Origin of the sequence: Parabacteroides leei (genome assembly GCF_023369805.1) — a bacterium.
Lineage (GTDB): Bacteria > Bacteroidota > Bacteroidia > Bacteroidales > Tannerellaceae > Parabacteroides > Parabacteroides leei.
In genome coordinates this window covers 126038-150059 of record NZ_JAMBQG010000016.1, presented here as the reverse complement: position 1 = coordinate 150059, position 24022 = coordinate 126038, and the positions used below count along the sequence as shown (strand labels likewise).

Below are 24022 nucleotides of genomic sequence, written 5' to 3'. Positions count from 1 at the left end.
AATGTATAAGACATATTGCTGCCGGGGCTACTTGTCAATTTGACTAGTAGGGGCTTCTTTGCATTTGCCATAAACCTTCTTCTATTCATACCGCCTCCTATTCTTGTTCAAGTTTTGCAATATGCCAGATACCCGCATAGCATTTAAGGTTAAATTCTACCCGTCTACCAGCCGGGCAAGTATGCGAGCTTCCGCACATGCTTTCATAATTCCCAGATGTTGGGATTGTTATTGTTCGAGTCGATGGACAATAAACAAATACATTCATTTCAAGCCCATCATAATTTCTACCCGCCGCATTAACCGATAGCGATGCATTTGCATTAAGACTAATTTCAATATTTTCGTAATTTGCATCAAGATTTGCTACTGTCGTTGCAGTAGTGTATGAGCCTATACGATCAAGCTTTTTCTTGTCGACAGAGATCATAAGCCCATTTGCGGATTGAGTCACTTTTGAATCATCATTCAAAAGTACTATTTTAGTATCATTGTATGTGAGATCGCCGTTATCTCTAAGCATGACTGTTTTATCTGCTTTGTGGTTTCTTAACCATATACCATGTTTTTCAACAGGAATAGTTGTATTATTCGCGATTTTCCCAACATATCCCCTGATAGTCCCATCAGAATCCTTAAATCTAATCGTTGCATTACCATCTACTTTTACATCTTGTTCATTTGTAAATGGAGTACTACCATCTTTCTTGACATACTCATCAGGGCTCACCTTTTCCAGTTTTTGAAACTGGTCAGCAGACATGAGACCAGAGGTGTCGGCGGTGGCGTTACCCGGCTTGTTTAAGATTGCAGCCTTTCCTTCTGTCGCATTCCAGTCCGGTTGTATCTGTTCCGGTATTTCCGGAGCTACATACTCGATAAACATACCGGTTGTGCTATCGTCTGAGGATGGGACGAACAGATACTTTTTACCTGAGATAAGACCGGTACCGTCAGCTGACACATTGCCTGAACCGGCACCGGGTGGACCTTGTTGACCTCTAGGGATGGAAAAGTTAAGAATGTACTTAGGGTTACCTTCCGGGGTCGTGCCATTTTCTACAACTTCCACAGATGCCGATCCGTTCGGTTCAACGGTTGTTGTTGTCCCTTGCTCGAAGACTGCCGGCTGACCATCTTTGCCGGCAGGAAGAGTCAGGTTTAGTATGTATTTCGGATTACCTAAAGCATCCACCCCATTTGCGGTAAAGTCTCCGGAAGGTGTATCTCCGGGTTGAGCATTGACAGATTCGAGTATAGGTGTCTTACCGTCTTGCACATTATCCGCAGCATCCTGAGCATTGCCAGCGGCCGTGTTAGCAGCCTCAATCGCAGCATTCGCATTTTGGGAGATTTGAACCATTTGCTCCCGCACTTCGGCGGCTGCGTCCGTGGCCGGTTTTTGAAAAAGAACCAGTACATCTTCCGGTATTGCCTGCCAAAAAGCAGCGATTTGTTCGGCAGTCAAATCGGCAAACTTTAACTTCAGGACTTCGAATGTAACAAGTACTTTCCAAGCCGCTTCCTCTTCCGACTCATACTTCCATTCAATTCCGGACGAACCGGTACGGAAGACAGGAGTATCACCGGGATCACCTTTTAGATCAGCCCAGGCAATAAGATTATTCCACATGCCATCCGTCCAACGCCACTGAAGATGCGTTTCTGTGGATTGCAGATGTACTTCTTTTCCGTCCACTCCTTTAAGTATAGACAGTAATACCCGGACTAACTTATAAGTTGATCCGGATTGTTGGAATACGGGTATAGAGGTGATACCAGTCAAACTGTCCACCTCTTCATACTGTCCCGGATCTTTTGATGTAGATAAAATACGATTTTGAACTTCTGCTGCAATCTTATCTAAGAGTTCCGGAGTAATTGTGTTGTCGGGTATGATGATATCACCTGCTGCCATGTTATTCTACTGTATTTACCGGTTCATTAAACACATTTTCTGCATCTGTCAAGACTGTAGTCAGGACTTGCCGTTTTGTTTCAAAGGATATATCATTAGCATAATCAAACGAAATATACATCCGCCCATCTCTCTCTACCGTCACAGTTCCGATTCGCTTATCGCTTCGTTCAATGTTAGCCCGAATACTTGACACGGGATTACCGGTCGTTTGATTAATCTCATAACCGATATGTACATCACCTACATCATTGTACCCAGTTCTGCTACGAACATCAACTTTTACTTTCATGTTACTTTCCTCCTTCAATTAGGTTGACAATCTGAGCATAACCACCTGCATTAAGGCTTGATACAGATTGCTTAATCAGTGTCGCTTCTTCTGTTACTATCTCGATAGCCCCTTTAGCGGCGAAAATCCTCATACACAGATTATGCGCTGTTAATTTATTCGCATTATCCTTAGATACATCCCCGGTACGTTCTAATGTCTCTCCAGAGAATAAGCAACGGCAAACCATCTCGGAAATCATCTGAGGATGTTTTTCTATAACCTTCTTACCATCTTTGAGGACTTCCTTCTCAATTAATACCTCTTCACCTTTGTAGTCTTTAAATGACTTGTTAAAATTTACTTTCATGACTTTATGTTTTTTAATAAATACTGATATTTAATAATGATTTATTCTATAAAGAAATGGCCATTTATATCATTCCACTTTACGGTATAGTTATTTCCTGATGTACCTACTTGCTGCTTTACAGGCATATGACTCATAGTTAAACATGTTCTTAAATACCAACTGGCATCATTCGGAAGAGGCTTAATACTTAATTCAATAGATCTTCTTGAAGTGGAATCTGATGAGTGGTAGTCTGCTAATAAAACTGTATTATACCTTCCATTTGGATAAATATTAATACAATCTATTGACGAATTACCCGTATTATCATATAGAGTTATAAAAGAATCAGATCTTACTCCTGCATGATAAGCATTAGTACCGAACAAGGCATATCTTTGATATGATTGTTCAAATCCAATATATCCTATAGGATCAATCCTCATACCGGAAGAAGAATTTATAATAGAATCTCCACTAATAGAAAATCCTCCGATTTTCCCTCTAACCGCAGCAAGGCTAGTACACCATATTTCATCCACATTGATCAGATTGGCCTGGATATATCCACCGGCAACCAAGGTCTGTCCATTGACTATCACAGATGCTAATTTATTCCCACTGGATGTTGAACTTCCTGTTAGCTTTCCAGTAATCTCTGTTTGCAAAGCACTGATCAAGTCTCCTTTGGTTATACTTGCTCCATTCGCGAAGGCGTAGTTACGAAGTTGACCGGGAGATACTTTCGCTGATATCGTGTCTGTGATTTCTTTTGCCAGATCACGACTATACACATAATTCTGATAAGCCAAATCACCTAAAGATGACGAATCAGCTTTCCCATTGATCCGGCTATTTATTGTTGTATAATCAGACAGCATATTAAAGGATACGGCTCCATACAGATTTATTCTGTTAGAGGCAATTGTTGTATTCCCTGGCGTCTGATTTATATATGATATTATATTCTGCCCGTTCTCTAATGTCTTAGCAGCGAAGAGGGTATTCCCCTGAGTCGTGTTAATCCAGCCTGCGGTATCAATTGTTTTCTGTACATTATCAACTTTCGTAGATACAGCCTCAATACGACCAGCCTGAATACTTAAACCTGAAGTTATTTCCTGTCGTAAAGCTCCGGTTTCAGTATTAAAATCCTGACGGGTAACACGAGCTGCTATTTCTTCTGCCATTACAGTTAGCGAGGCATCATACTTTGTATAAATGGCTCCGGTTTCTGCATCTACATACTCCTTTTTAGCCAGTAGCTTTATGTACTCGGCCGTCTGATCAATCTGTGTCTGCAGTTTAATTTGAGCGTCCGCTAGCACGTCATTAAATAAGGATACACCATAGATCAGTATTTCACCGGTAAAACCGATTGAAAAGTCTCCGGTTCCATCCCACTGAGCCACCTTCAATAATTTCTGATAGCCATCAGACATCTCCAATACTTCGGAGACAAATAAATCCTTACCCGTGAATCCCACTGACAATGTTCCCGGACGTAATACCTTATAATAAAATGCAAAAGAGTATGTTCCCTCTGATTTTTCTCCTTTGAATATCGTGTTTGATTGAGTGATTGTAGTATTTAATATACGGAGTACATTTTTACTTCCGTCTTTATAAATGTCGGCTACAGCGGTTTTCTCAGTATAAAACGCCCCATCCATCCAAAGAAAACTACCGCCTACGTTAATAAAGTGAACATTATTAGTCAGTGACCAATAGTTCGTATTGCTACCAAATGATGAGTTCCGAAGAATGTTACCGCTCTCAAGTGACATATCGTTTTTAAGCCCTTCAATGGTACTTTCAAACTTGCCGTTCATGATTATGAACTGCTGTTCTACCGTTGTACCATCCTGAAGGTAAATATCAGTATCTTCAAATACACCTCCCTGAGCATAGATACCATACCCTTTTAGTTGTACACCCTTCTTTGTTCGTATGCCGGAGTAGTTACCCAATCGGACTTTAATCTTTTCGAACATCGACATATCTGTAATACCGTCCAATACATCTATATAAGGTGCATTATCATCAGAACTGGTTAGATAGATTATTCCCTGCCGATTCTTGTCTGATTTATTCCCAAAGCGAAATACTACATCACCTAATTGAGGATAATCTTCACCGTCTATGATCTTCAAATCGAAGTAATCCGGGGTTACGGCCAATACTTCACCGTAAAAGTACCTGATATTGATACCCTGGCTGCGTTGCATCCGGACGATATCATCTTTGCGAAGGTTCATTCGCATTGTGCCATCCATGCTATCCATGTAACAGCGATAGAAGCCTTGGCAGGTTTCTACATATAGAATCTTATTAAGATCAGAGATAATGACAGAACCACCTAAACCATATATCTGAGAGTACACCAGTTCGTAAACCTTCATGGATTTGCGGACTGTCAGGAAGTCAAAAGTACCTGCAGCTGTAGGTATATCTATTTCAACTCCCCATCCGGCAAAGCCAGAGGCAAAAGAGGGTGAACCAAATTTGCCACCAATGAAGATGTCTGAACGAACTCGGGCTGAATCAAATAACCCGGCACCAATTTCAGTAATTTCCCATCCCTTACCATCGTAACCGTCAATAAAGATTGAAGATCCTATTTTTTTATCGAATGTAATTACCCCATGAGCACGATCATCGATGTCTTTTCGAAGATACATCTCATCAATATCGACAAGAAAGTCATTAAGCTCTTCAGCTATACGAATTTCAGTGCTTAGTGCAGAGTAAATATTTTTATCGGTAGGATATATTATGCCTAATTGAGATGATTCAATTATTTCAAGATTGCAATCACCACCAGGTCCACCGCCAATATTCCCGATCTCATCTTCCAGTTCTTTGATGACGGAATTTTTGATCGTATTATGTATTGCGCCAAATGTTGTGACAGTCGGTTTTGGATTGAACGGATCGAACGCCGGTATCAGTACCCCCTCTGAAAGTGTTACCCTCGGAAACTCAGCTAACCGAGGGGGTAAAATAAAATCCGGCGATGACAGATCTGGAGCAACCAGATTGTCCGGGATATCGCTCTCATTTTTCACTAAATTAAGATATGTCGATACTTCAGCCAGCTGCCAGGTAAAAGTATATGAGCTGGGCAATTCGTTCGACACGTATGTAGCATTACTTTCGATGACAACAATCTTTCGGATCGCAGTTGCCTCACATATATATTTTGCCTTACTGGGAAAAAAGTCCAGTAGCCAACGCCGGGAGTATTCATCCAGATATCCGGTATTCTTCACATGCTTTCGCTCGGTATCCACCTGGTATTCTTCCCGGATATCACCAAATGTGGCAATATTATGTTCATGCTCCGCATTCAGGTTGTTTGTTCCTGCCGCACGGAAAGTATCCAATCCTCCCAGGCTATTTTCGAAAAGATACCACTGTTCATCTTCAGACATTGGATCAGAAAAAGCATACACCTGTGATTCAGACAGCCTTGTTCCGGACTTCTCTGTCCATACCTCGTAATAAGACGGATAAGTATTCCCCAGTTTGCCGGCAACCACAGAGTATTGCAGGTTCATTGTCGTAGCATGCCCGGCAACACAAGTGCCCAATGTAATTATCTTGGTTGACTTATTGGGGTATGTTGCTTTGAGCTTTGCTGTACATTCCTCGACTGCGTAATAGGTCAACCATTCCGGCGAATAATAAGTAACCGACTTAACGCGCGGTTGCCAGGTAAGGAAATGTAATTTTAGCCAGTTTGCAGCCGTGTCAGCCAGATTAGACACACCACCACGAATCACACGAAAAGTGTAGTCTGTTCCGTCGATTGTAGCAACAAAAGTTTCAGCCAATTTATTTTGTATATAAAATGGTTGACTGGCATTCAGGGTATAAGCTAGTTGGCTTTCGACTACATCCTTAACATCTACTTTAATTAAGTTATCCGGACCGGGCTCATAGCTTTGCTGCAAAAGTATATCGTCTCCCTTCTTTAAGATAAAAGAGACTAGTCCGGAAGATGACATCACAAACTCATTCAGGTTTCCGGACAGATTAAGTGCATCAGGTTTCTTTATTACTCCTGCCATTATTCAATTTTTCATCAAAAATACCAGAGGCTTCTACAATTATAAAGGACAATTACCACTCGCGGAGTATAGGCTCCAGCCATGTTGTCAATGTCCCTGAAATTTTATCAACTAAAACGGGATGTCCGATCAAATCAACCTGTACAGCAAACCAGCACGGGTATGATTTTTCGTGATATTTACCACCGCGACTATATTCCGCCTCTGTGGGGGGAGGAAGAAATAAGGTTATAGGCTGTTCTTTCAGTTGCATCCAGTTATATTGGTCGCCAACACTTTTAGACCATTTCATCCGCCATTGATATTTGGATGAAGGGAAATGAGTGGATTCTGATTTAGCAGAGGAAATTGGATTATACAATTTCGTAGTTAAGTAAGTACATTCGGTGTCTACGTTTTTTCCTATATTATATTTTATGACATTCGGTAAAACCTCTTGATTATTTATCTGTACTTTTTTATAGGCAGAAATATTGAGTTTATCAATATCCTTTAAAAGCATTTTTGTAGTAACAGGACGCATCGAATTACGAAGCATATCATCATACTTCCGCCAGAATTTTTCGTATAATCCATCCTCTCCGTTATATGCCAAAGAATAATTCCATATTTTTTCCCGTGTATCGAGATAGGCGTATATTGTGCCTGCGTCATTTCTGGATGGTCTGTGAGCGGTAAAACACAACATAGGCTTTAACTCTGATTTTTTCTGGGTCGAATCTTCCTTACTCCCTTCCTGAGTAGGTTTGTTATCCCAAATGATTTTTGAATTAATGGCCCTGGTTGTTCCAATAAAAGGAGCCACACCACTTGATAGTGTTTCAAATTCTATGCCGACCAATGTATCTGGAGATTCTTTCTTTTCTGTCTCTAAGGTTCCCCCTGCGTAATAATCACAATTCAATGTTCCTACTTTTTCTACGACATAATTCAACGGTGTAAAACCTTCCCTGATTATCCACCCCCTTGTCAAATCAATAAAAGCCTCCGGAAACATAGCCGCGATCTCTGGTAATGTTTTAGATAAATAATCTGGTGTTGAAGAAACCAATTTGTATTCTTCATTATAAGTCAACACAGCACCTTTATCGGCAGACAATTTAACTTGTTTATATTTTGCACCATGATTGACGTTGATTGGCTCTGTGAGCAACTTTGTCAAATCCTGATCTGCTTTACTATCAACCACATCATTGAACAAAACTATTTTGACGGTCCGTTTTGCTTCATCCGGAATAAACTCACAACAAAATTTGTTACGAAAGATGTCTAATATCGTAGATATATTACAATTCGGAACGAGTTGGTCATAACGAATTTCGGCATTAACAATTGAATCAATATTATTATTAAGAAAAACCATCGACCGGAACGGCTCCGTTTTAGAAAAGAAATTATCTTCCAGCGTATATCCTAAGTACTTAAATGTTTCTTCCAGCAAGTGCATCGCTTTTATGAACGGTGTGATAAAATATCCGGCTGGGGTAGATATTGTTTTCTCATCTATTATTTCCTCCCGATATTGTTCGTTAAATAAAGAATAATACCCATCTGGCTTTATCGGTCCGGAGACTTTGTTCAGGCATATAATCTCTCCGCTTTCATGGCTCTCTGCCAATACCGGAAAACAGGAAAAACGAACATCAGGACTAACCATCAACGAACGAACAAAGCTGATTGCATTGGTTACAGACGAAAACGTTAATACTTTATCCTTAAATACAGTAGCCAGTTTAACATCTTTCATCTTTTCATAAAACGATCCGATATTCAAATAAAAGGAAGTGTCAATTCCATCTTTCCGACTGGCCGATAAAATTGCTTGCCGGCAACGAATTGAGAAAATGCCCTCCTGGATGGTTGCATCGGATCGATTAGGCATCTTATTCACACCTGCCAGATCATCAGGGAAACCTAGTATGGAACGATTATACTCGTCCGAGGGAAGTTTAACAGGAAGTGATTGTTCTCCATAATCATTAAAAAATGGATTTACTCGTTCCATTTCCAGGACTGTGCCCGGTTTTAATTTCAGTTCTTTGCCTGAAGAGTGTATTATTTTCATGACTTACTGCCTATTTTACGGGATTCTTCTAAACGAGACTGTTGTTTTTGAAATTCAGAGTATATAATGTAGGCTTTAAGACCACCTTCTTGATCTATTTTTATAAGGAGGTCATAGAGTTTACTTATTGCATCGGATCCGACAACACTTGTTGATGGAGTAAGAGCATCCTTCGCCGGAACGGAGGACGGAACTGGTGTTGAAATCGAGCCTCCGGATTCAAAACCGGCTAAACGTTTACGCATGAGTTGATTCATATCCACAGTTCGAATATCTCCTTTTTCTTGAGATTCATTCAACACATTGATAAAAGGCACTACTGTAGGATTCTGTAATGCGTCATTGCTTGCCACCCATTCTTGACTCCTACCTTCCGGTCCTTCTCCCACAATTACTGTTGGGCGGTCAACAAATCCGCGTTTGTCCGGATCTAAAACAGCGTTAAAGCTCTTTCCGTCTTGCGCTCGTTTTACATCAATGTATCCTCCGTCTTCACGGCCAGTTGCCACACGAGTACCTGATGCGGATCCGGAGGCACCTGCTCCATCGACAGTCATAGACATGACTTTTTTCCGTTCGGCATTGGCGGTTGCTATCTGGACAGCCCCGGTAGCGGTTAACATAGCTGCAGCGATAGCACCCCCTATAGGGCCTAACTGGCCGAAAGCTTGCATGATTGCTACAGCTGTATTTGCTATTATTTCGGATACCTTAATGGCAAAATTGACATTTGCGTACTTTTTTTGTACGGCTAGTTTCTTATTCTCTTTTTCTTTTTCCAGCCGGGCAACTTCTTCGGAATTATCACCGGCACGCTGGATCTCTGCATCGTATTTTGCATCGATATTGGCCAGTTCAGCTTCTTGGAGAGCATTGATTGCTCCGGAGAACATATCTGAATAAGCATCATAACTTTTTTTCAAGTAGTTGGCTTTTATTTGATTTTTGGCTTTCTGATATTCTTCTTCTTCTAATAGGCCTTGGTCATATTGTTGTTTTAATTGTTCTTGCTCAATCTCATATTGCTCTTGCATGGAAAGGAGACCATACTGGGTACGTATCTGATTTCGTTTATCTTCCTCCTGTTGCAACAATTGGGTTTTAGCACGTTCATAAGCAGCATCCAGTTCGGTAGTATCCATGTGCTCTTTTTCAGCCATTTCTTTTCGAGCTTGGTAAGAGGCCTCCAAAACTTTCATCTGTGCTTCAGTATCTTCGTCGACAGTTGTTAGTTTAAACTCAGATTTAAAGTCTTTTACTAAATTTTGAAGAGCCTTTTGCTGGGCTGCACGACTTTTGGATGCGTCAAGATCTGCAGCCATAACAGCGTCATTAGCATCCAATACGGCCTGAGCTTTAGTCGTTCCGGCTGACAGTTCTAAAGCTGCTACATCGGACTGGTAATCTTGATTTATTTTAAGACGGGTTTCAGCTGTCGCTGATTCCGCACTGAGTATCAAAGCGTCGTATTGTTGTTGTGAGATTTGCTTTTCTGCCAATGCTTTTTCAAAAGCGATTTGTTGAGTTTGATATGATTGCGCTTCTATTTTCAATCGTTTATCTCGGTTGTCTTTGAGGGCATTGATTATTTCTTGCTCTCGTTTTTGTTGGATATCGAGAAGAGCCGTTTGTGCTTCAGTTTGTTGTTTCGTAATCAAGGCTAAAGTTTTAGGATCAGTTGTTTTTTTCTGATAATTGTCCAAGGCTTTCAGACGATCAGAATAATATTTTGCATCAGCATGGAGTACTTCCAGATTGTAAAATTGTTCTGTCTGCGAAGTTTCGTTTTTACTCTTTTTTAGCTTTGCTAATTCTTCGGCATGAGCATTATCCATTTGTTGTAACTTTAAATCCATTGCTGATTTAAATGCTGCATTCTGTTTTTTTATTTCGGAGTCGGAAACAACTGTTTTTTCAGGAGTCGATGACTTTACTTTGTCATCAAGGGCCGTAAGTTCTGATTTATACCGCTGAACATCTGCTTTCTTTTGAACTAAAGCTTGTTCTATATTTTTTCTGGCAGATGGCCAAATGTTGTTTAATAAACGAGCCTCCAATGCTGCTTGTTCTTCTTCAGCTTTCGCTAGTTCTTCAGATGACTGTTTGCGTAAAATATCGATAGTTCGTTCCAGAGCCTTTTTCTTGTCCATCCCATTTTTAACTAATCGATTGACCATAACATCTACTTGTTCTTGTGTGTCATCGTATGCGTTTTGAGATGCTTCGTTATAAATATCTTGCTTCAAGTCATCAAGACTACCAAGCGCAACCCGGAGACCGTCAACGATCTTACTTAACCAAGTAAGTGTTTTTTTAGCAGTGGGTTCTATTCGTTTTCCTATAGTATTAAATAGGGCGTCTAAAGTATCACCGAAATTGGAATACTTACCTTCCAACTCTTCCATTTGTACGGCCATACCGCCTTGAACTCCTTCAATTGTCCCTAATGAATAGAGATAATCAGATATTGCCTTTTCGGTGAAATTAATTTCTGTAGTGACACCTTTAAATGAGAATTTTACTTTATCATTTTCTTTGTTTGCTTTGATACCAAATTCTTTCAATCTCTCAAATTCACCAGTTTGAGCATCCAGTAATGCTTCGATTAACTGATCCAATGATTTACCCTGGGAACTAGCCAAATCTCCTAATTTTATAATCTCTTGTTCTGTCGGGATAATGCCACGGTTGACCATTTTGATATAGGCTTCTGTTATCTCCTGTAACGAATAGGGAGTTTCCTGAGCTAACTTTTTGAGCATGGCCATTGACTTTGCTGTTTTTTCCTGGCTTTGGAATGTATTTCGAAGTACAGCCTCATATTTTGCAAACTCTTTGCGTGTTTCGATAGCATTGGATACAATGTCTTTCAAATATCCTACAATTTTCAAAGCAAGGAATCCCTTTACGACAGTAGTGACTTTTCCAAAAGAGGAGGATAATGCGTCTCCGGTTTTTTCACCTCCGGATTTCAATTCAGACATTCTATTCTTAACACTAACCAGATTTTGTTCGAGCTTTTTATATTCTTCTGGATGTGTTGCTTGGGAGGTATTATCCAACTGCCGTTGCAAGTCTTTCGCTTGTTTACGGAGCTGCGACATAGTGAGTGCACTAACTCCCATCGTTCCTTGCAGTGCTTTTATTTTGGCATTGTTTTTCCCTATAGACTCATTATTTCGCTCTACCTCTTTTGAAAGGTTCTTATATTCTTCTGATTCTTTTTTGCCGGTAGCGATCAGATCGATCATTCGTTGCTTTAGCTCCTTGTTGGTGGTATTCAGCTTGTTGTTATCCTTGGTTAATCCACGGACTTTCTGTTGTGCGTCGGTTGCATCGACAGACAGTATCCATTTTAATTCGTCTTCAGTAAGTTTTTTTGCCATGTTGACCTCTTTTTTTTGCGAAAATAGAGGTCAAAAGGTATGGAGTAAAGGACATTATAATAAGTGGTTTGCCCAACTTTTTCGAAGTTCTGATGATGATATACCTCCGAATTGTTCCAGATCGTTACGCATTAGTTCGCGTATATTGTCAGTGAGTCCGTATCGCAGGTCTTGTAGGGTTTCATTATATAGAACGCCCCAGATAACGCGGTTGTATAAAGCCAGTTTACGACGGAAGAACAGTTCTTGTTTACGATATCGGATATCCAGAAAACGAAGATACGAGAATACTCTCATATGATAGGTTTGTTTTAAACCCTCTCCAGAGAAAGATACGGGATGTTGGCTAATGAAGTCGGCTAATCTGCCTGTTCCACTTTTAAAGTTTGCTCGTATTACTTCCTCCTGTGTTTCATAAATCCGATTGATATCGCGTGTCACGATTGAGTGGATAAATTCTGTTTTGATAAGTTCGTCTGTAACCATAGTGTTCGTTTTGGCTACAAAAAAAAGGATGCGCTCTCTTATTCCAAAGGACGCATCCTTTTTTCATATATGGTGCATCTGCTATATCATTTATCTTCCTTTCTTTCGAATAAGCGAATATAACGTTTCAAAAAGCTCAAGTCGGCAATGGTGTTTAAAGCTTCTTTTTCTTTGCCTTTCTCCGGATTGCAGTCGCAAGCGATCAAGGTAATTGCGTTGTCTATAGCTTCCAGATGAGAATACATAAATTCAGTATCTTTTTGACACTGTTTGATAAAGCCGATAAGTTCTTCGGTTAGAATAACTCCTTCTATAGTAATCGGTGTCATTTCATCCTCCTTTCTTCTTTAGATATAAACCAATACAGGAAACCTGCCAACAGTTTGAGCTGGCGAAGGGAGAGTAGGGTGGAGACTCTTTCACGTTCATAGGTGACGGTATAGACTTTACGGGTTCCGCCTTTTACGGTGGTGTATTCATCAGTGATGATACCCCACATTGGTTCTTTTCGTTTCATTTTTTACCTCCTTTCTTTGCTGAGACGTAAAGATATATTGCTGGTATCAGCAATGGGAGGAGGATAGCGGAGAGGACTGCAAAGAGTACGCAGGTGTACATTTTTGCTTCGTTGGTGGATTTGCACTCTGTTATACCTAATGGCATAGCGTTGTAGAACTTTTGGACTGTGATCCAGGAAAAGATACCATGTTCCTGGCTTTGGGAAGATGATACGGTTAATGAATTAGACTTCATAATATTGTACGGTTTGACGATTTAGGCAGAAAAAAGAACGGCTGCCATTTCCCGTGTCGTCAAACCGTACAACATCATCACCCGAAGGTAATAAAAGATACGTGGGAAAGGCAACCGCCTTATACTATATAAAAGGGCATAAAAAAAGCCCAACTTATGTCGTGAGCATTATCCGTTACTCTTCGGGACGATGAGATCGTCGTACGGTTTGACATTGCAAATATGGTGAAAGTTTTTGGATTTGCAATGCCTTTTACCAATTATCATCATTAGAAATAGTTATTTGCTGTTTCATTTTTTCTATGAGGGGACTGAATTCCTCATAATAACTTTTTGCAGCATCAGTTTCTGATAGACCTTTTTGTGTTCCCCGTTTTATGGATTCTTCAATTGTAGATTTCATGGGGGCCAATCCGGTCATGTCTAAGATTATATCAGATATGGTATATCTGTATTTCTCATCTTTTGTTTGAATTTGCAATGTGAAATAATAGTAAATACCACCAAATCCTTCATCTTCATGTTTGATAATAGTTCCTTTGCCAACAATCGTATTATTTTCAGAATCATCTGACTGAATAACAGATTTAGAAGAATTGAATGTGTTGGCAAAAAATAATTTAGCTTTCCCATACAATTGAGATGCTGTTGCATCTGGTACTGATACAACTTCTTCAAAAACATACTTTCCATCCTTAGATTTAAAAATATTTTCTAAAGAAGTCTCTTGTGCAAAAGTACTAACGCTGATCATGGCAGCGAATAGGATACAGATTAAGTGTTTCATAATAAATGCTTAATATTTGAATGAGTAATTTAAAAATCTTATTTTTGCAAGAAATAGTTTGAGTATGAGCACAAAAGAAGAACTTCAGCAAATCAATTCGGATATAGACAATATCACTATCCAAATCAACGTTATCTTGAAATTGATAAAATATGTATCCATATGCTTTTTATTGGGTCTGATAATAGGATTCCTGCTATGAAAGACAGTAAAGATGTGATAATGAATAGTTTTAATTTCATATTAACCAAAACCATATTCTCCAACTTCAGTTTTTGAATTTTCTTCTTATAAAGAACTTCTTCTTGCTTATTATAAATATAGGCTAAATAGTTTCCATAAACCGAAAGCATATTAAAACCTTCTTCAGTCAATGAGTAATGATGATTATGCTTAAAATCCTCTCTCTCTTTAATGAAACCAGAACTTGTACCGGATATGATAACTCTCCCTATATCATTATCAGATATAGTACCAGCATATTTTTGTTCAAAGAATTCAAAGACTTTGTCCTCTTCCCTAACAGTATATAAATGATCTATCAGTTCAGAAAGAAATCGGTTGTTATCCTCTATTGTCATAAAAATGGTGAATCCCTATACAGTGCACCCATCGGAAACATAACCGAAACAGGATTGACTACCTGTTACACTGTATAGGGATTCATGTCTTGTTTTTGTTTGGGCGGTGTGAAGATGGTAAAAGTTTTTGAGATGGCAAAGAAAAGCCCCTGCTTTTTATGGCAGGGGCTGAATTTATTGACTACAGTTCATTTTTTAGTGTTCAATTAAAAAAGTTCTTTTTCAGAATTGAACTGTGGCCATATTACTGACTATTTCATTAAATTTAGCTTGTATGATTGCTCTTTGTTTTTCGGAAGCAAAGGCCAATCCGTTTTTATACTTACGCATCAGAGATGGATTGATACCGACTGCACGAGCAAATTCTGTAGCGCTGATAAATGGAAATGCCTGGAAAAAACCGGAGAAGTCGTAACGATATTCAATCGTATATCCCTCTTGCACCCATTCTGATACAGCACCTGTTCGTTCCTGAAAGTATTCAAACTGCTCTGTGAGCACTTCCGTAAAGTCATTTTTCGCTTCGGCTTCAGAAAGACCATAGCCAACTGCACCCTTTACATCTTTTGTGTAAATGGAGTAGCCACCGTCGGCATACTTTTCGATAATTGCTGTAACTGTTTTCATAACATTCTTTTTTATTGTTGGTCCAATTAAAACCACTCCCCGAAGGGAGTGGTAGTTGCTTTTACTTTTTCAACCCGGCATCTTTCATCATCGATTCCAGCGTACCTTTCGGTATTTCTTTGCTCGGATGGCGACCGACAGGGATGAAATAGTCAAAGTCCGGGTGAACATACTTATGATGTTTCTTACCCTTTTTGATTGTCCAGCCTGCGGCTTCAATCAATTTGTAGAACTCGGAAAATTTCATGATGTAAAAGAACTTTGTTTAATTGAACACCACAAAGGTAACATATATGTTCCAAATAAGCAAGAGAGAGAGTAATAAAAAGAACACATTTGTTCCTTTTTAACAAAACCGCCCCACCTGTCACAGGCAGAGCGGCTAACCCAATTACTAATCTAAAAATCTAATACCATGAAAAACACTTTACTTAATATTAATATTTCGTCTTATGAACTTAAATATCCCATAACCAATACCTAATAAGATCACACCAGAAAGCACACCTATGGCCCAGCCTCCCACATCCATTTTTGTTTGTTGCCACTTAGATAATGCTTTTTCGACCGGATATGGTTCACGGATGGTATCTCCTACAAAGGTCGTATCGTGTATAAAGCGATCCCGATATATGTATCGGTACAAATATTCTTTTACAGTGTCACCATTTACGTAGACAGAGGTTGAATCATGTAAGTAAATGGAGTCACGTAAATATTTATCCCGGTATTCCGTCCGCACAGACTCTACCGGTATATATATCGTCCGTGTACAAGCTACCAGGCAAAAGGTAATACACAGATATAATATCGTTCCAGTCACAAGGCGTTCCATCCGGCTTCCACTTCTGACATGATTGCGGGGACTCCATTCTCTACTAAGCTGATGGCGGCAGCCATCGCGCACATGATAGACTTTTCGTCCGGATCCGGAACGAAAGTTGTTGGGACTTGCATTTCCTGGCTTACGCGGATGATGTAGCCGGATGTATTGTTTTCGTGCTCTGGGGCCCATCGGCGGATATAGTCGGCAATGGTTCGACAACCATGCAGTTTATTGTAATTGCGTAGCAGTTTTAGCAAAGCGCGATAGCCGGAGGCACGGTCTTTAAATTCTTCGAAGGTGAAGTCTTTTTTGCTTGTTGCATCCACTTCGCCCTGCCACTTGACTTTGTCGTTGTTACGGATGTTGCCGGGGTTATTGTTCCGGAGTCCGCGAGGTAATTTGTCTGTACTCATTGATGTTCCTCCTCTAATTTTTTAAATGGATCGGCGCTGATGGGAGGCTTACGGTTGCCACATTCCAGTTTTTCGCATTTCCATAGTTTCAATATGGCATTGTTCGTAGTCAGTGTATTGTTTTGATTCCGGGCCACCGTCAAATCATCGTATAGCTTATCAATCAAATCACTCTGTCGGGATTTCTCTTCACGGCATTGTATGTAAAGCTCTTTCCATTGTTCACTGACTTTTGCTTCGTTTTCCAGATCTGCCGATCGGCGTTTCTGTGGAAGCAATACAATGGCAGCAATACCTCCTCCGCTAATAAAAGTCAGAAAAGCTAAACCTATTGTCATCCAATCCATTCTTTGTTATTAATTTATGGGTGTAAAGTTGTTCTATTCTCATTCATTCATAAAGGACATTCATTTGCGCTTTGCTCCAAACGTATCATAAGCCTCTCGGTTGAATAGCATGCTCCATCCAATACTGGACAGATCACGGGCAATAAAAGGAGTGAGGGTATGGTTTCGGGACACATCTTTTAGCCAGTATCTCTCCCGTTGTTCACTGATCATGCGGTTTCGAATCGTAGTGAGATATGATAGGCATTGATCTGAAACGATTAGTTGCTCGATCAGGTCACCGGAAAACTCTTTTAATTTGTAGGCCACTGTTATAGCTAGCCTGGCGGAGTCGGTCATCCGGTTACTTGTATCTGTGTTACATTCTATTTCGCCGTAATCGACAAAGAGATAATATCCGGTCAGGTTGTTGACACGGCTGCTGACGGCATCAAAGTTAGGTCCGAATACATAGTTGGCTATTTCAGGTACTATTGTATCGCCTTCTAAAGCAAGTATTGCCGCATGTAAATCATCATATCCGGGAATATTACTTTTACCTTTATTAAATAGGGGAGCAACCGCTTCGCGTGACGGGAACCGGGCGAAGTATAGGAATAATTCAATTAAAAGAGATGTGTTCATATTATTTGTTTGATGGTTTTAATGGATAATCCTGTTTTATCGGAGATTTCGACCAGATCGATACCTGCGTCGTTCATAGCCGTAACACTTTCGATCAACTTTTTGCGAAGGATAGTCAAGTATTTGATGACCGGCATCTGTTCTATCACGTCGACATTTCCCAAACCGTCGGCAGAGAGGTTATATAGGCTTTCTGCCATGCCGATAGAGATAGCCGGCCTGTGATCCTTTGGTTTCCGCATATAGAGGATATTGAAGGGAGGACGGGTGAACAGATAGTTGGCGAAAGCCTGAAAGTTCAGGCAAATGGCTTGTAGTAGCAACGGATCGATGTCGGCAAAGGCATCAGCCAGCGTATGAGCTGTTTCTGAAGTGTAGGTTCCCGGATGGTATAGTATAGCTGCCAGTAATGACATTTTATCAGTCGTGCATCCAATCAGCTCGTAGGCTTCAATAAATTGCATGGCAGTCAGCGAACATGTTAATGTGTCGAAAGTTGTTTGTATTGTGTAGGCTTTATAGGTTTGTCCATTAACTTGTAACGTAGGTACCAACTGGGCCAGGAAACAATTATTTATATGCTGACGGTCTTTAAATATAAAGTCTATTTGTTCGGAAAGCAAGTATACATTTTCGTGGGCACTGCTTCCTTTTATTTTTTTCGGGTCCAGATCCAAAGATGCACAGATATATGCTATATGTAAACCTCGATAGGATATTTTACCTTTCGCATACATCTCCAGGAGTCGGCATAGATGCAGGTATAGTTCCGGAGTGAGATGTTCCCACCGGTTAGGTATACAGTATTCTCCGAAATGGGTTTCAAAAACGATATCAGGTGCATTCATGACATCAGGAAGATTTTATCGCTTTCGCGATTGTATGATGTTGTTGAATCGATATTCCCGGATGTGGGTTCACTGAGAGCCAGGTCTATGGCTTTGATAGCTTCCATTGCTTGTGATTGCAGAGAAATAGCCAGAGCCTCTAACGCTGTCTTTTCTGAGGAACCATGCCTAAAGCCTTTCGAATCGTCGAATAGGTTACGGATAGTCATCGGCAGCTCTATAATGTCAAACCGAGAAATAGCAACCGATACCACTAGCATCGCCAATGCCCTTTTTAACTTCGTTTCAAAATCAGTTTCCCGTCCTTCTATGCTTGTAAAGTATCCACCGATCGTATCATCCAGTACTTCACGCTGGATAGCGATTGTCCGAAAGAAAAACAGATATGACATATCTATACCATATAGGCTATTGAATTCGGCAGTTGTTTTGATACGGAGCGTATCCATATACTGAAAGTCTGTTGTTCCTTGCCAGGCTTCCTTATAAGTATCGCTTGTGGTCAGTTCCTGAATGAGCGAGTCCATTGCATTAAAATAGTTGTCAATGTACTCCCGGCGCATACGCTCCAACTCATACTTATACACATCCGCACCTCCTGACATGCGTTTGGCAATGGCAGCGAAGATAATTGCTTTGTACATAGTTAGATTGCCAAAAGCCAGTTTTAAATGATGCCAGGCGTCTGACTCTTTATTATTTACAATAGACTTCCAGATCGAAGATGTTATAAGGCCCTGTATCTGCTTTCGTGCACCGATGGCAGATGGATTGAGTTCGCTCAGCTCTATATCGCTTCCGACATAAGGTACATAATCCCTGAAGTCGGATATATGTTCGAATAAATCAATTAATACGTTATAACTCATGACTGTTGTTTATTTAGGCGATCGTTTGGTGAAACTTCTTCCTGGCGTGCCGGAACTTCCCGGTAAAAGCCGATCCGGTAACCTTGTTTGTAGAGATCCGGAAAGTTGACCTGCAGGACTAAATTGAACGGTTCGCAGCACTTCTCATCGTCCGGAGTGAGTGTTTGCAGATAGAGCAGGTAGTTATAGTATACGTCAGCTCCGGATTTGGAGATTACCCCGTCTTTGCTTACGCTGGAGATAGAAGAGTCCAGGCCGACAGCTCCCAGTAGAACTTCGTCCACCCGCTTGTCGTATTCGATCAGGGAGGATATGTATTCTTTATATTTCAGGTCGATCGTTTCGATCTTCCAGCGTTCTTCTTCATTCCCCTGACCGGTTTTGAACGAATAGGTGGAAAAGGCCTTCCCCTGGTTCTTTTTCCCGGATAGATAAAGCGACAACCGGCGCAGTTCCTCCTGGGTATAAAGTACGATCAATGACTCCCGGTATTCGGTGCCAATTTCGATATCATTATATTTTATCAATTGCTTGTTATCCTTTTGACGAAGTTTATTTTCTTCGCATAAGGCTTTTATTTGCTTGCGTTTCGCTTCTACCCAGGCGTTCGGTATGATAACATGTATTTTGGCAGCTAGGCTATTATTTAAAAAGCTATCGATAAATTCGGGTAATTCGTTTGATGTTTTGATATGAGTCTTAACACCTTCGTGGGTTTCGTTCTCACCGTAATGATTGCCCACGGAACTTTCCCGGTGGTGGGATATGGCTGCAAAACGGTAATTATCTATTTCGTTGGTACGAAATAGTGGGTACACCTTGTATTTTGCCGCTCCATAATTCCAGTTTCCGGTAACGACGAAACGCAGATCGTTATACAGGACAATGTCTTCGGCAACGTCCTGTTTAAGTGTAGCCAGGCGGCAATATTTGTTTTCTACCAAATCTAGTCCAGCCACAGGCATGCGACCTATTGCTTTTCCCTGTGACATGCGCCACTTTACGAAAAAGTCCCGGAAGAAGTAATACCGTTTGATGATGGCAAGTCCGAAATCTTTATAAGACATCTCCATTCCGTTTTTAGGCCAACTGTCCAGCCAGTCCTGTATGGCAGGCACTTCAGTCCATTCACGGACCACTTTATTGTCCAGGAGCTTTTCCTTGTATATACGAGGCCCTTTCCCGTACAACATATTGACCTGCTTACTGATTAACCGGGGTAATAACCGGTTGTTCTTGATATCGGCCTCAATGCGTTCGCATTTACGGTTGTCCGTACCACGGGAATACACGTTATAACCGTCTACATTCAACCAACGATACGATATATTACGGTTATAACCGGATACAGGTCTTTCCTGATCCATCTCCCGCATCAGGCTGGTGCCGGGATCCGTACCTACCTGAAAGGTTATTACATTGTTATCGTCCAGGTAACACCCAAGGTTACCCCACATATCCATCTGACTCATAGCCAATTTATCTTATGTAGTTTAAATCCATCCTGCGGAAAGCCCATATACCGGATCAGTATGCAGTAGCATGATTTAGGATTGCCGTCTGCATCGGTAAACAGGAACAGGTTATCGCTATCCACCTGAAAGCGTTCCTTTGGTAGCTGTGCCCTGTACTTGCATCCTGTCCGGGTGACCAGTGTGGAGGACGCCTTGCTCTTTGCCCGTGAGTAAGGGTAGAAGGCAATGGTAAAGCATCCATCAGGTAGCTTCGATAGTTCCCGTGCCCATTGCAATGCATGTAAGCCTGTAATCGTTTCCATGCCCAAATGTACGCGAGCGAGACAGGGAGGGAAAGGACACGACCCCCTTTGTCATATTTCCCGACCCGACCGGGCAAATGCAAAGCAAGGTGCAGACTCAGCGGTGCGTCTAAAAGGAGGCTTTTTGCCAAAAGTGCTTTTTCTTTTTTGAAAGCTACTACGGCTGATTTACAGATGTATAGATATGTTTTCAATGTCAAAACAGCTTATTATTATAGGGTGATACAACTATTATTATGTTAGTTTGGAACGCTTATAGCATCATATTGTCCGGTAAATCATCCGGTATTGCACTATATTCGTTCGGCATCCGTTCGTAGTACAGACCGTGAAGCAGGTAAATAAGTGCGGACGGAAGCTGTGTTGTCAGTCCGGCCTGATACTTGATTGGTACTTTCTTCTCGCTTGTCTTATCCAATTCGATACGTCCGTCGGTTTTTTTCCGAGGGGATAGCATGATGGAACTACACAGATTCGGACATTCGTTTTCGTCTATCAATACACGGGGGAAGGAATTAGATTGCTCTCCAAATATAAGCAACAGCAGTTTGAATTGCATCCAATAGTATATGGTGCTTTGCCCTTCATTCATCAGTTCAACGGAAAAGCCGTAACTCTCTAATTCCCTTTTTAATATGCGTGCGTCTGTCGTTATCTGTTCATAGTCCTCTTTTTTCTTGTTACCGGCACGGTCATAGTACAGGCGGATACGTTTGTTCTTGGCATCTGAACCAAAAAACTCGTGGATGGCGGCGGCCAGCTCCGGCTGTTGTTGTGGGTAGTAACAGGTGAACTCTTTCAAGATGCGCAGTTCGGTTCCCTGCTTGCGTTCCTGGGCGGCTACTATGCTGGAGAAATGGCCGGGGTCGTAACCCAACAGGATTTCTTCGCGCGGATCGTAATACTTCAGATAAAATGCGGTCAGACGGAAATGCTCTTTCAGATCCAGGCGCATGATACTGGCGTATTTATAACTGTCGGTGAACTGGTGGCGACGGGGAACATAGTTGGCGAAGAAACGGTCTACCACCGCCTTTTTACGAATGGCACAGATGGCGGTCAGAAACTCGTCAATGTCGAGACTTTCCAACTGGGTTTTGAAAAATTTAGGACCCAGAATGTCCTTATTCACAAAGGAACTGGCGCGGATGTAGTAGGTTGCATATCGGCGCATGTCGGCCAGTCGGGGTTTCCAGAGGGCAATGGTACGCTTTTGTTTTTCGATATCCAGCCGGAGCTTTTCCAATAATACCGGATTCTTTTCTTCACGCGAGAGGGCATCGGCACGATACATGGCAGCCAGTGCCTGGTTGATGTGCAGGGAGACGGTGACAATCTCTTCTATCAGGTCGGTATTGACATTATGCTCATATTCTTCGAACCAGTTATCTTCGCCAAGGTCTACACGGGCAGTATCAGATACACCGGTAATCCCCTGATAGTATTGACTGGCACGTATCTCTGCACTCGATCCGCGCAAGGATGGGAACAGGCGACTCTTGAGTTTTTCTCCTTTTTGGTGTTTCATCTCTTCAATGAAAGCATGAACGCCGGAGCGACCGGCTACGGACTCCGGTTGATCGCTCGATACGAGTTGCAGGTGGAAGCCGTTACGGAACAGGATGCTGTGTTTCGGGAAAGCGATCGGGTAACGCGGACGGCGGAAGTGGGTAGGGATTTTGCTTTCACCTACTATGTAGTCGATGCCATATTCCAGCATGGTACGCCGACCTCCCATGATAGGGCGGCTAAAATATGCCTGTATGTTCGGCCAGATATTGGTAAACAGGGCGGTATAGGTTTTGTGTACCAGGAAAGCCAGTTCGCCGGGCATTTCGTTGGCTACCTTTATGATACGCGGACCGAATACACCTTCCGTCTTTCCTCCGGCGCGGGCCACTTCGGTGATCTGTGTATTGGCATCTACTACGTTGGCACGGATCTGCATCAGGTTCATGTAGTAGTCTTCAAAGCGATCGGGTTGAAATGTTTTATTCTCCATCTTCCGGCATCTCCTCTATGATTTCGGCATCCACGATATTGGCATCGCGCAGGAGCCGTTGTTTCTCTTCTTTTTCTACAGGTAGACTGTCTATCAGGTTGACGTAGAAACCATTGTTGTTCTTTTGGGCAATCTCTTTCAGGTTGCGTTTAGTGAAACCAAGTAGCTCGGCTGTTACCTCGTTTGAGATAAGGAAGACCGGTGCCCATGCGTTTTCTTTGTCGGCGGCTTCGGAAGCACGGAGGCGGCATTCGCGGGCGGCATCGTAGCAGGCTTTGGCTGTGCGGAAGTCTTCGTATTTGGTGGCTTCCAGGGCGAGGTCTTCATATTTGTTGGCAAAGTCGGTTTCCCATATTTTGGTAGCGACGTTGCAATCCATAGAGAAATAGGAGATGGCTGAATAGATACGCGCCTGGCAGGTACGAACGTCTAACCGTATGCCTTGTTCGGCAAGAATGCGGGTTTGCAGCGTTTTGGCAGCTTTGGAGATGTTGCGTTCCTGTTCGTACACTTCGGCGCCCCACTGCATTTGATGCAGGAATAGTTGTACATCGTCAGGGATGCCACTACACTTTCCGGTGGATAGGAAAGTGTGGATGATGTCCGGGTGTAGCTTGTCTATTATTTCTAACGTTGTCATAGTTTTATGTTTGCTGAAGAATAGTTTCAAAAATTACTTTGCGTTCCTGGTGTTTAGCCAGGTTTTTTTTGTCGTTATCGTGACGGTCGGAGCGGGTAGGGTTGTTCAGATAGGATCTGTAACGGCTGATATTCTGGTTACAGGCTGCGTATTTTTGGAGGAAGGCTTCCGGATCCCGTCGACGAAGTTCTTCCAGCTGGAAACGTTCGGAATAATGAATGAGTAATGGGTGTTTGTTTTTCCATTTTCCGGTGTTGTTGAATGACTGTAGTTCCTCGAAACATTGAAGGTTCCGGATGCGTGTCTCGGCCATCTTGGCTACCTTGGCTTCGGTAGGCTTGTCATCGAGTTCAGTATCCAGAACCTTCATTTCGCGC

25 protein-coding genes are annotated in these 24022 nt (G+C 41.6%); all 25 read right to left on the bottom strand.

The window, feature by feature from the left end:
• Window positions 1–97 precede the first annotated feature (97 nt).
• Window positions 98–1918, bottom strand: coding sequence for a hypothetical protein (locus M1P97_RS20030; protein ID WP_249390017.1), 1821 nt, complete (start codon window positions 1916–1918; stop codon window positions 98–100).
• 1 nt (window position 1919) lies between these two features.
• Window positions 1920–2210 carry a hypothetical protein gene (locus M1P97_RS20025; RefSeq protein WP_249390016.1) on the bottom strand — a complete coding sequence of 97 codons (291 nt, stop codon included), beginning with the start codon at window positions 2208–2210 and terminating at the stop codon, window positions 1920–1922.
• Window position 2211: 1 nt separating this feature from the next.
• Complete coding sequence (locus M1P97_RS20020; protein WP_249390015.1) at window positions 2212–2559, bottom strand: TerB family tellurite resistance protein; 348 nt, start codon at window positions 2557–2559, stop codon at window positions 2212–2214.
• Window positions 2560–2600: 41 nt separating this feature from the next.
• Window positions 2601–6614 carry a hypothetical protein gene (locus tag M1P97_RS20015; protein ID WP_249390014.1) on the bottom strand — a complete coding sequence of 1338 codons (4014 nt, stop codon included), beginning with the start codon at window positions 6612–6614 and terminating at the stop codon, window positions 2601–2603.
• A gap of 52 nt (window positions 6615–6666) precedes the next feature.
• Window positions 6667–8361 (bottom strand): hypothetical protein, encoded by a 1695-nt coding sequence (locus M1P97_RS20010; protein ID WP_249390013.1) that lies wholly within the window; start codon window positions 8359–8361, stop codon window positions 6667–6669.
• 314 nt (window positions 8362–8675) lie between these two features.
• Window positions 8676–12065 carry a hypothetical protein gene (locus M1P97_RS20005; protein WP_249390012.1) on the bottom strand — a complete coding sequence of 1130 codons (3390 nt, stop codon included), beginning with the start codon at window positions 12063–12065 and terminating at the stop codon, window positions 8676–8678.
• 54 nt (window positions 12066–12119) lie between these two features.
• Window positions 12120–12551 carry a hypothetical protein gene (locus tag M1P97_RS20000; protein ID WP_249390011.1) on the bottom strand — a complete coding sequence of 144 codons (432 nt, stop codon included), beginning with the start codon at window positions 12549–12551 and terminating at the stop codon, window positions 12120–12122.
• A gap of 86 nt (window positions 12552–12637) precedes the next feature.
• Entirely contained in the window at window positions 12638–12880 is a 243-nt protein-coding gene (locus tag M1P97_RS19995) for a hypothetical protein (RefSeq protein ID WP_249390010.1), read from the bottom strand.
• Window positions 12877–13068 carry a hypothetical protein gene (locus tag M1P97_RS19990; protein WP_249390009.1) on the bottom strand — a complete coding sequence of 64 codons (192 nt, stop codon included), beginning with the start codon at window positions 13066–13068 and terminating at the stop codon, window positions 12877–12879. Before M1P97_RS19990 ends, M1P97_RS19995 begins: the two co-directional genes overlap by 4 nt.
• Window positions 13065–13304, bottom strand: a complete 240-nt coding sequence (locus M1P97_RS19985; RefSeq protein ID WP_249390008.1) for a hypothetical protein — start codon at window positions 13302–13304, stop codon at window positions 13065–13067. The genes M1P97_RS19990 and M1P97_RS19985 overlap by 4 nt, the downstream gene beginning before the upstream one ends.
• A 253-nt stretch (window positions 13305–13557) precedes the next feature.
• Complete coding sequence (locus tag M1P97_RS19980; protein WP_249390007.1) at window positions 13558–14091, bottom strand: DUF4468 domain-containing protein; 534 nt, start codon at window positions 14089–14091, stop codon at window positions 13558–13560.
• Between the two features lie 131 nt (window positions 14092–14222).
• On the bottom strand, window positions 14223–14672 hold the full coding sequence (locus M1P97_RS19975; protein ID WP_249390006.1) for a hypothetical protein: 450 nt from the start codon (window positions 14670–14672) through the stop codon (window positions 14223–14225).
• Between the two features lie 222 nt (window positions 14673–14894).
• Window positions 14895–15299, bottom strand: coding sequence for a type II toxin-antitoxin system HicB family antitoxin (locus M1P97_RS19970; RefSeq protein WP_249390005.1), 405 nt, complete (start codon window positions 15297–15299; stop codon window positions 14895–14897).
• 61 nt (window positions 15300–15360) lie between these two features.
• Window positions 15361–15546, bottom strand: coding sequence for a type II toxin-antitoxin system HicA family toxin (locus M1P97_RS19965; protein WP_046151694.1), 186 nt, complete (start codon window positions 15544–15546; stop codon window positions 15361–15363).
• 180 nt (window positions 15547–15726) lie between these two features.
• Window positions 15727–16134 carry a hypothetical protein gene (locus M1P97_RS19960; RefSeq protein WP_249390004.1) on the bottom strand — a complete coding sequence of 136 codons (408 nt, stop codon included), beginning with the start codon at window positions 16132–16134 and terminating at the stop codon, window positions 15727–15729.
• On the bottom strand, window positions 16119–16538 hold the full coding sequence (locus M1P97_RS19955; protein ID WP_249390003.1) for a structural protein P5: 420 nt from the start codon (window positions 16536–16538) through the stop codon (window positions 16119–16121). Before M1P97_RS19955 ends, M1P97_RS19960 begins: the two co-directional genes overlap by 16 nt.
• On the bottom strand, window positions 16535–16876 hold the full coding sequence (locus tag M1P97_RS19950) for a hypothetical protein (RefSeq protein ID WP_249390002.1): 342 nt from the start codon (window positions 16874–16876) through the stop codon (window positions 16535–16537). Before M1P97_RS19950 ends, M1P97_RS19955 begins: the two co-directional genes overlap by 4 nt.
• 69 nt (window positions 16877–16945) lie before the next feature.
• Window positions 16946–17509 carry a hypothetical protein gene (locus M1P97_RS19945; protein ID WP_249390001.1) on the bottom strand — a complete coding sequence of 188 codons (564 nt, stop codon included), beginning with the start codon at window positions 17507–17509 and terminating at the stop codon, window positions 16946–16948.
• A complete protein-coding gene (locus tag M1P97_RS19940; protein WP_249390000.1) occupies window positions 17506–18357 on the bottom strand; it encodes a hypothetical protein in 852 nt (283 codons plus the stop codon). Before M1P97_RS19940 ends, M1P97_RS19945 begins: the two co-directional genes overlap by 4 nt.
• Window positions 18354–19226 (bottom strand): hypothetical protein, encoded by an 873-nt coding sequence (locus M1P97_RS19935; RefSeq protein WP_249389999.1) that lies wholly within the window; start codon window positions 19224–19226, stop codon window positions 18354–18356. The genes M1P97_RS19940 and M1P97_RS19935 overlap by 4 nt, the downstream gene beginning before the upstream one ends.
• Window positions 19223–20698, bottom strand: a complete 1476-nt coding sequence (locus M1P97_RS19930; RefSeq protein WP_249389998.1) for a hypothetical protein — start codon at window positions 20696–20698, stop codon at window positions 19223–19225. The genes M1P97_RS19935 and M1P97_RS19930 overlap by 4 nt, the downstream gene beginning before the upstream one ends.
• On the bottom strand, window positions 20695–21003 hold the full coding sequence (locus M1P97_RS19925; RefSeq protein WP_249389997.1) for a hypothetical protein: 309 nt from the start codon (window positions 21001–21003) through the stop codon (window positions 20695–20697). The genes M1P97_RS19930 and M1P97_RS19925 overlap by 4 nt, the downstream gene beginning before the upstream one ends.
• Before the next feature lie 253 nt (window positions 21004–21256).
• Window positions 21257–23005 carry a hypothetical protein gene (locus tag M1P97_RS19920; RefSeq protein WP_249389996.1) on the bottom strand — a complete coding sequence of 583 codons (1749 nt, stop codon included), beginning with the start codon at window positions 23003–23005 and terminating at the stop codon, window positions 21257–21259.
• Window positions 22995–23645, bottom strand: a complete 651-nt coding sequence (locus tag M1P97_RS19915) for a hypothetical protein (protein ID WP_249389995.1) — start codon at window positions 23643–23645, stop codon at window positions 22995–22997. The genes M1P97_RS19920 and M1P97_RS19915 overlap by 11 nt, the downstream gene beginning before the upstream one ends.
• Window positions 23646–23649: 4 nt before the next feature.
• Window positions 23650–24015, bottom strand: coding sequence for a hypothetical protein (locus M1P97_RS19910; protein WP_249389994.1), 366 nt, complete (start codon window positions 24013–24015; stop codon window positions 23650–23652).
• Window positions 24016–24022 lie beyond the last annotated feature (7 nt).

What these genes read in the sequence shown, in the direction of transcription:
- M1P97_RS19980 (WP_249390007.1), bottom strand. Translation starts at nt 14,091, where the DNA reads ATGAAACACTTAATCTGTATCCTATTCGCTGCCATGATCAGCGTTAGT.
- M1P97_RS19925 (WP_249389997.1), bottom strand. Translation starts at nt 21,003, where the DNA reads ATGGAAACGATTACAGGCTTACATGCATTGCAATGGGCACGGGAACTA.
- M1P97_RS20030 (WP_249390017.1), bottom strand. Translation starts at nt 1,918, where the DNA reads ATGGCAGCAGGTGATATCATCATACCCGACAACACAATTACTCCGGAA.
- M1P97_RS19955 (WP_249390003.1), bottom strand. Translation starts at nt 16,538, where the DNA reads ATGAGTACAGACAAATTACCTCGCGGACTCCGGAACAATAACCCCGGC.
- M1P97_RS19965 (WP_046151694.1), bottom strand. Translation starts at nt 15,546, where the DNA reads ATGAAATTTTCCGAGTTCTACAAATTGATTGAAGCCGCAGGCTGGACA.
- M1P97_RS19915 (WP_249389995.1), bottom strand. Translation starts at nt 23,645, where the DNA reads ATGACAACGTTAGAAATAATAGACAAGCTACACCCGGACATCATCCAC.
- M1P97_RS19920 (WP_249389996.1), bottom strand. Translation starts at nt 23,005, where the DNA reads ATGGAGAATAAAACATTTCAACCCGATCGCTTTGAAGACTACTACATG.
- M1P97_RS19970 (WP_249390005.1), bottom strand. Translation starts at nt 15,299, where the DNA reads ATGAAAACAGTTACAGCAATTATCGAAAAGTATGCCGACGGTGGCTAC.
- M1P97_RS19995 (WP_249390010.1), bottom strand. Translation starts at nt 12,880, where the DNA reads ATGACACCGATTACTATAGAAGGAGTTATTCTAACCGAAGAACTTATC.
- M1P97_RS19985 (WP_249390008.1), bottom strand. Translation starts at nt 13,304, where the DNA reads ATGAAGTCTAATTCATTAACCGTATCATCTTCCCAAAGCCAGGAACAT.
- M1P97_RS20025 (WP_249390016.1), bottom strand. Translation starts at nt 2,210, where the DNA reads ATGAAAGTAAAAGTTGATGTTCGTAGCAGAACTGGGTACAATGATGTA.
- M1P97_RS19975 (WP_249390006.1), bottom strand. Translation starts at nt 14,672, where the DNA reads ATGACAATAGAGGATAACAACCGATTTCTTTCTGAACTGATAGATCAT.
- M1P97_RS19950 (WP_249390002.1), bottom strand. Translation starts at nt 16,876, where the DNA reads ATGACAATAGGTTTAGCTTTTCTGACTTTTATTAGCGGAGGAGGTATT.
- M1P97_RS20015 (WP_249390014.1), bottom strand. Translation starts at nt 6,614, where the DNA reads ATGGCAGGAGTAATAAAGAAACCTGATGCACTTAATCTGTCCGGAAAC.
- M1P97_RS19910 (WP_249389994.1), bottom strand. Translation starts at nt 24,015, where the DNA reads ATGAAGGTTCTGGATACTGAACTCGATGACAAGCCTACCGAAGCCAAG.
- M1P97_RS19930 (WP_249389998.1), bottom strand. Translation starts at nt 20,698, where the DNA reads ATGAGTCAGATGGATATGTGGGGTAACCTTGGGTGTTACCTGGACGAT.
- M1P97_RS19935 (WP_249389999.1), bottom strand. Translation starts at nt 19,226, where the DNA reads ATGAGTTATAACGTATTAATTGATTTATTCGAACATATATCCGACTTC.
- M1P97_RS19990 (WP_249390009.1), bottom strand. Translation starts at nt 13,068, where the DNA reads ATGAAACGAAAAGAACCAATGTGGGGTATCATCACTGATGAATACACC.
- M1P97_RS19940 (WP_249390000.1), bottom strand. Translation starts at nt 18,357, where the DNA reads ATGAATGCACCTGATATCGTTTTTGAAACCCATTTCGGAGAATACTGT.
- M1P97_RS20005 (WP_249390012.1), bottom strand. Translation starts at nt 12,065, where the DNA reads ATGGCAAAAAAACTTACTGAAGACGAATTAAAATGGATACTGTCTGTC.
- M1P97_RS20000 (WP_249390011.1), bottom strand. Translation starts at nt 12,551, where the DNA reads ATGGTTACAGACGAACTTATCAAAACAGAATTTATCCACTCAATCGTG.
- M1P97_RS19960 (WP_249390004.1), bottom strand. Translation starts at nt 16,134, where the DNA reads ATGGAACGCCTTGTGACTGGAACGATATTATATCTGTGTATTACCTTT.
- M1P97_RS20010 (WP_249390013.1), bottom strand. Translation starts at nt 8,361, where the DNA reads ATGAAAGATGTTAAACTGGCTACTGTATTTAAGGATAAAGTATTAACG.
- M1P97_RS19945 (WP_249390001.1), bottom strand. Translation starts at nt 17,509, where the DNA reads ATGAACACATCTCTTTTAATTGAATTATTCCTATACTTCGCCCGGTTC.
- M1P97_RS20020 (WP_249390015.1), bottom strand. Translation starts at nt 2,559, where the DNA reads ATGAAAGTAAATTTTAACAAGTCATTTAAAGACTACAAAGGTGAAGAG.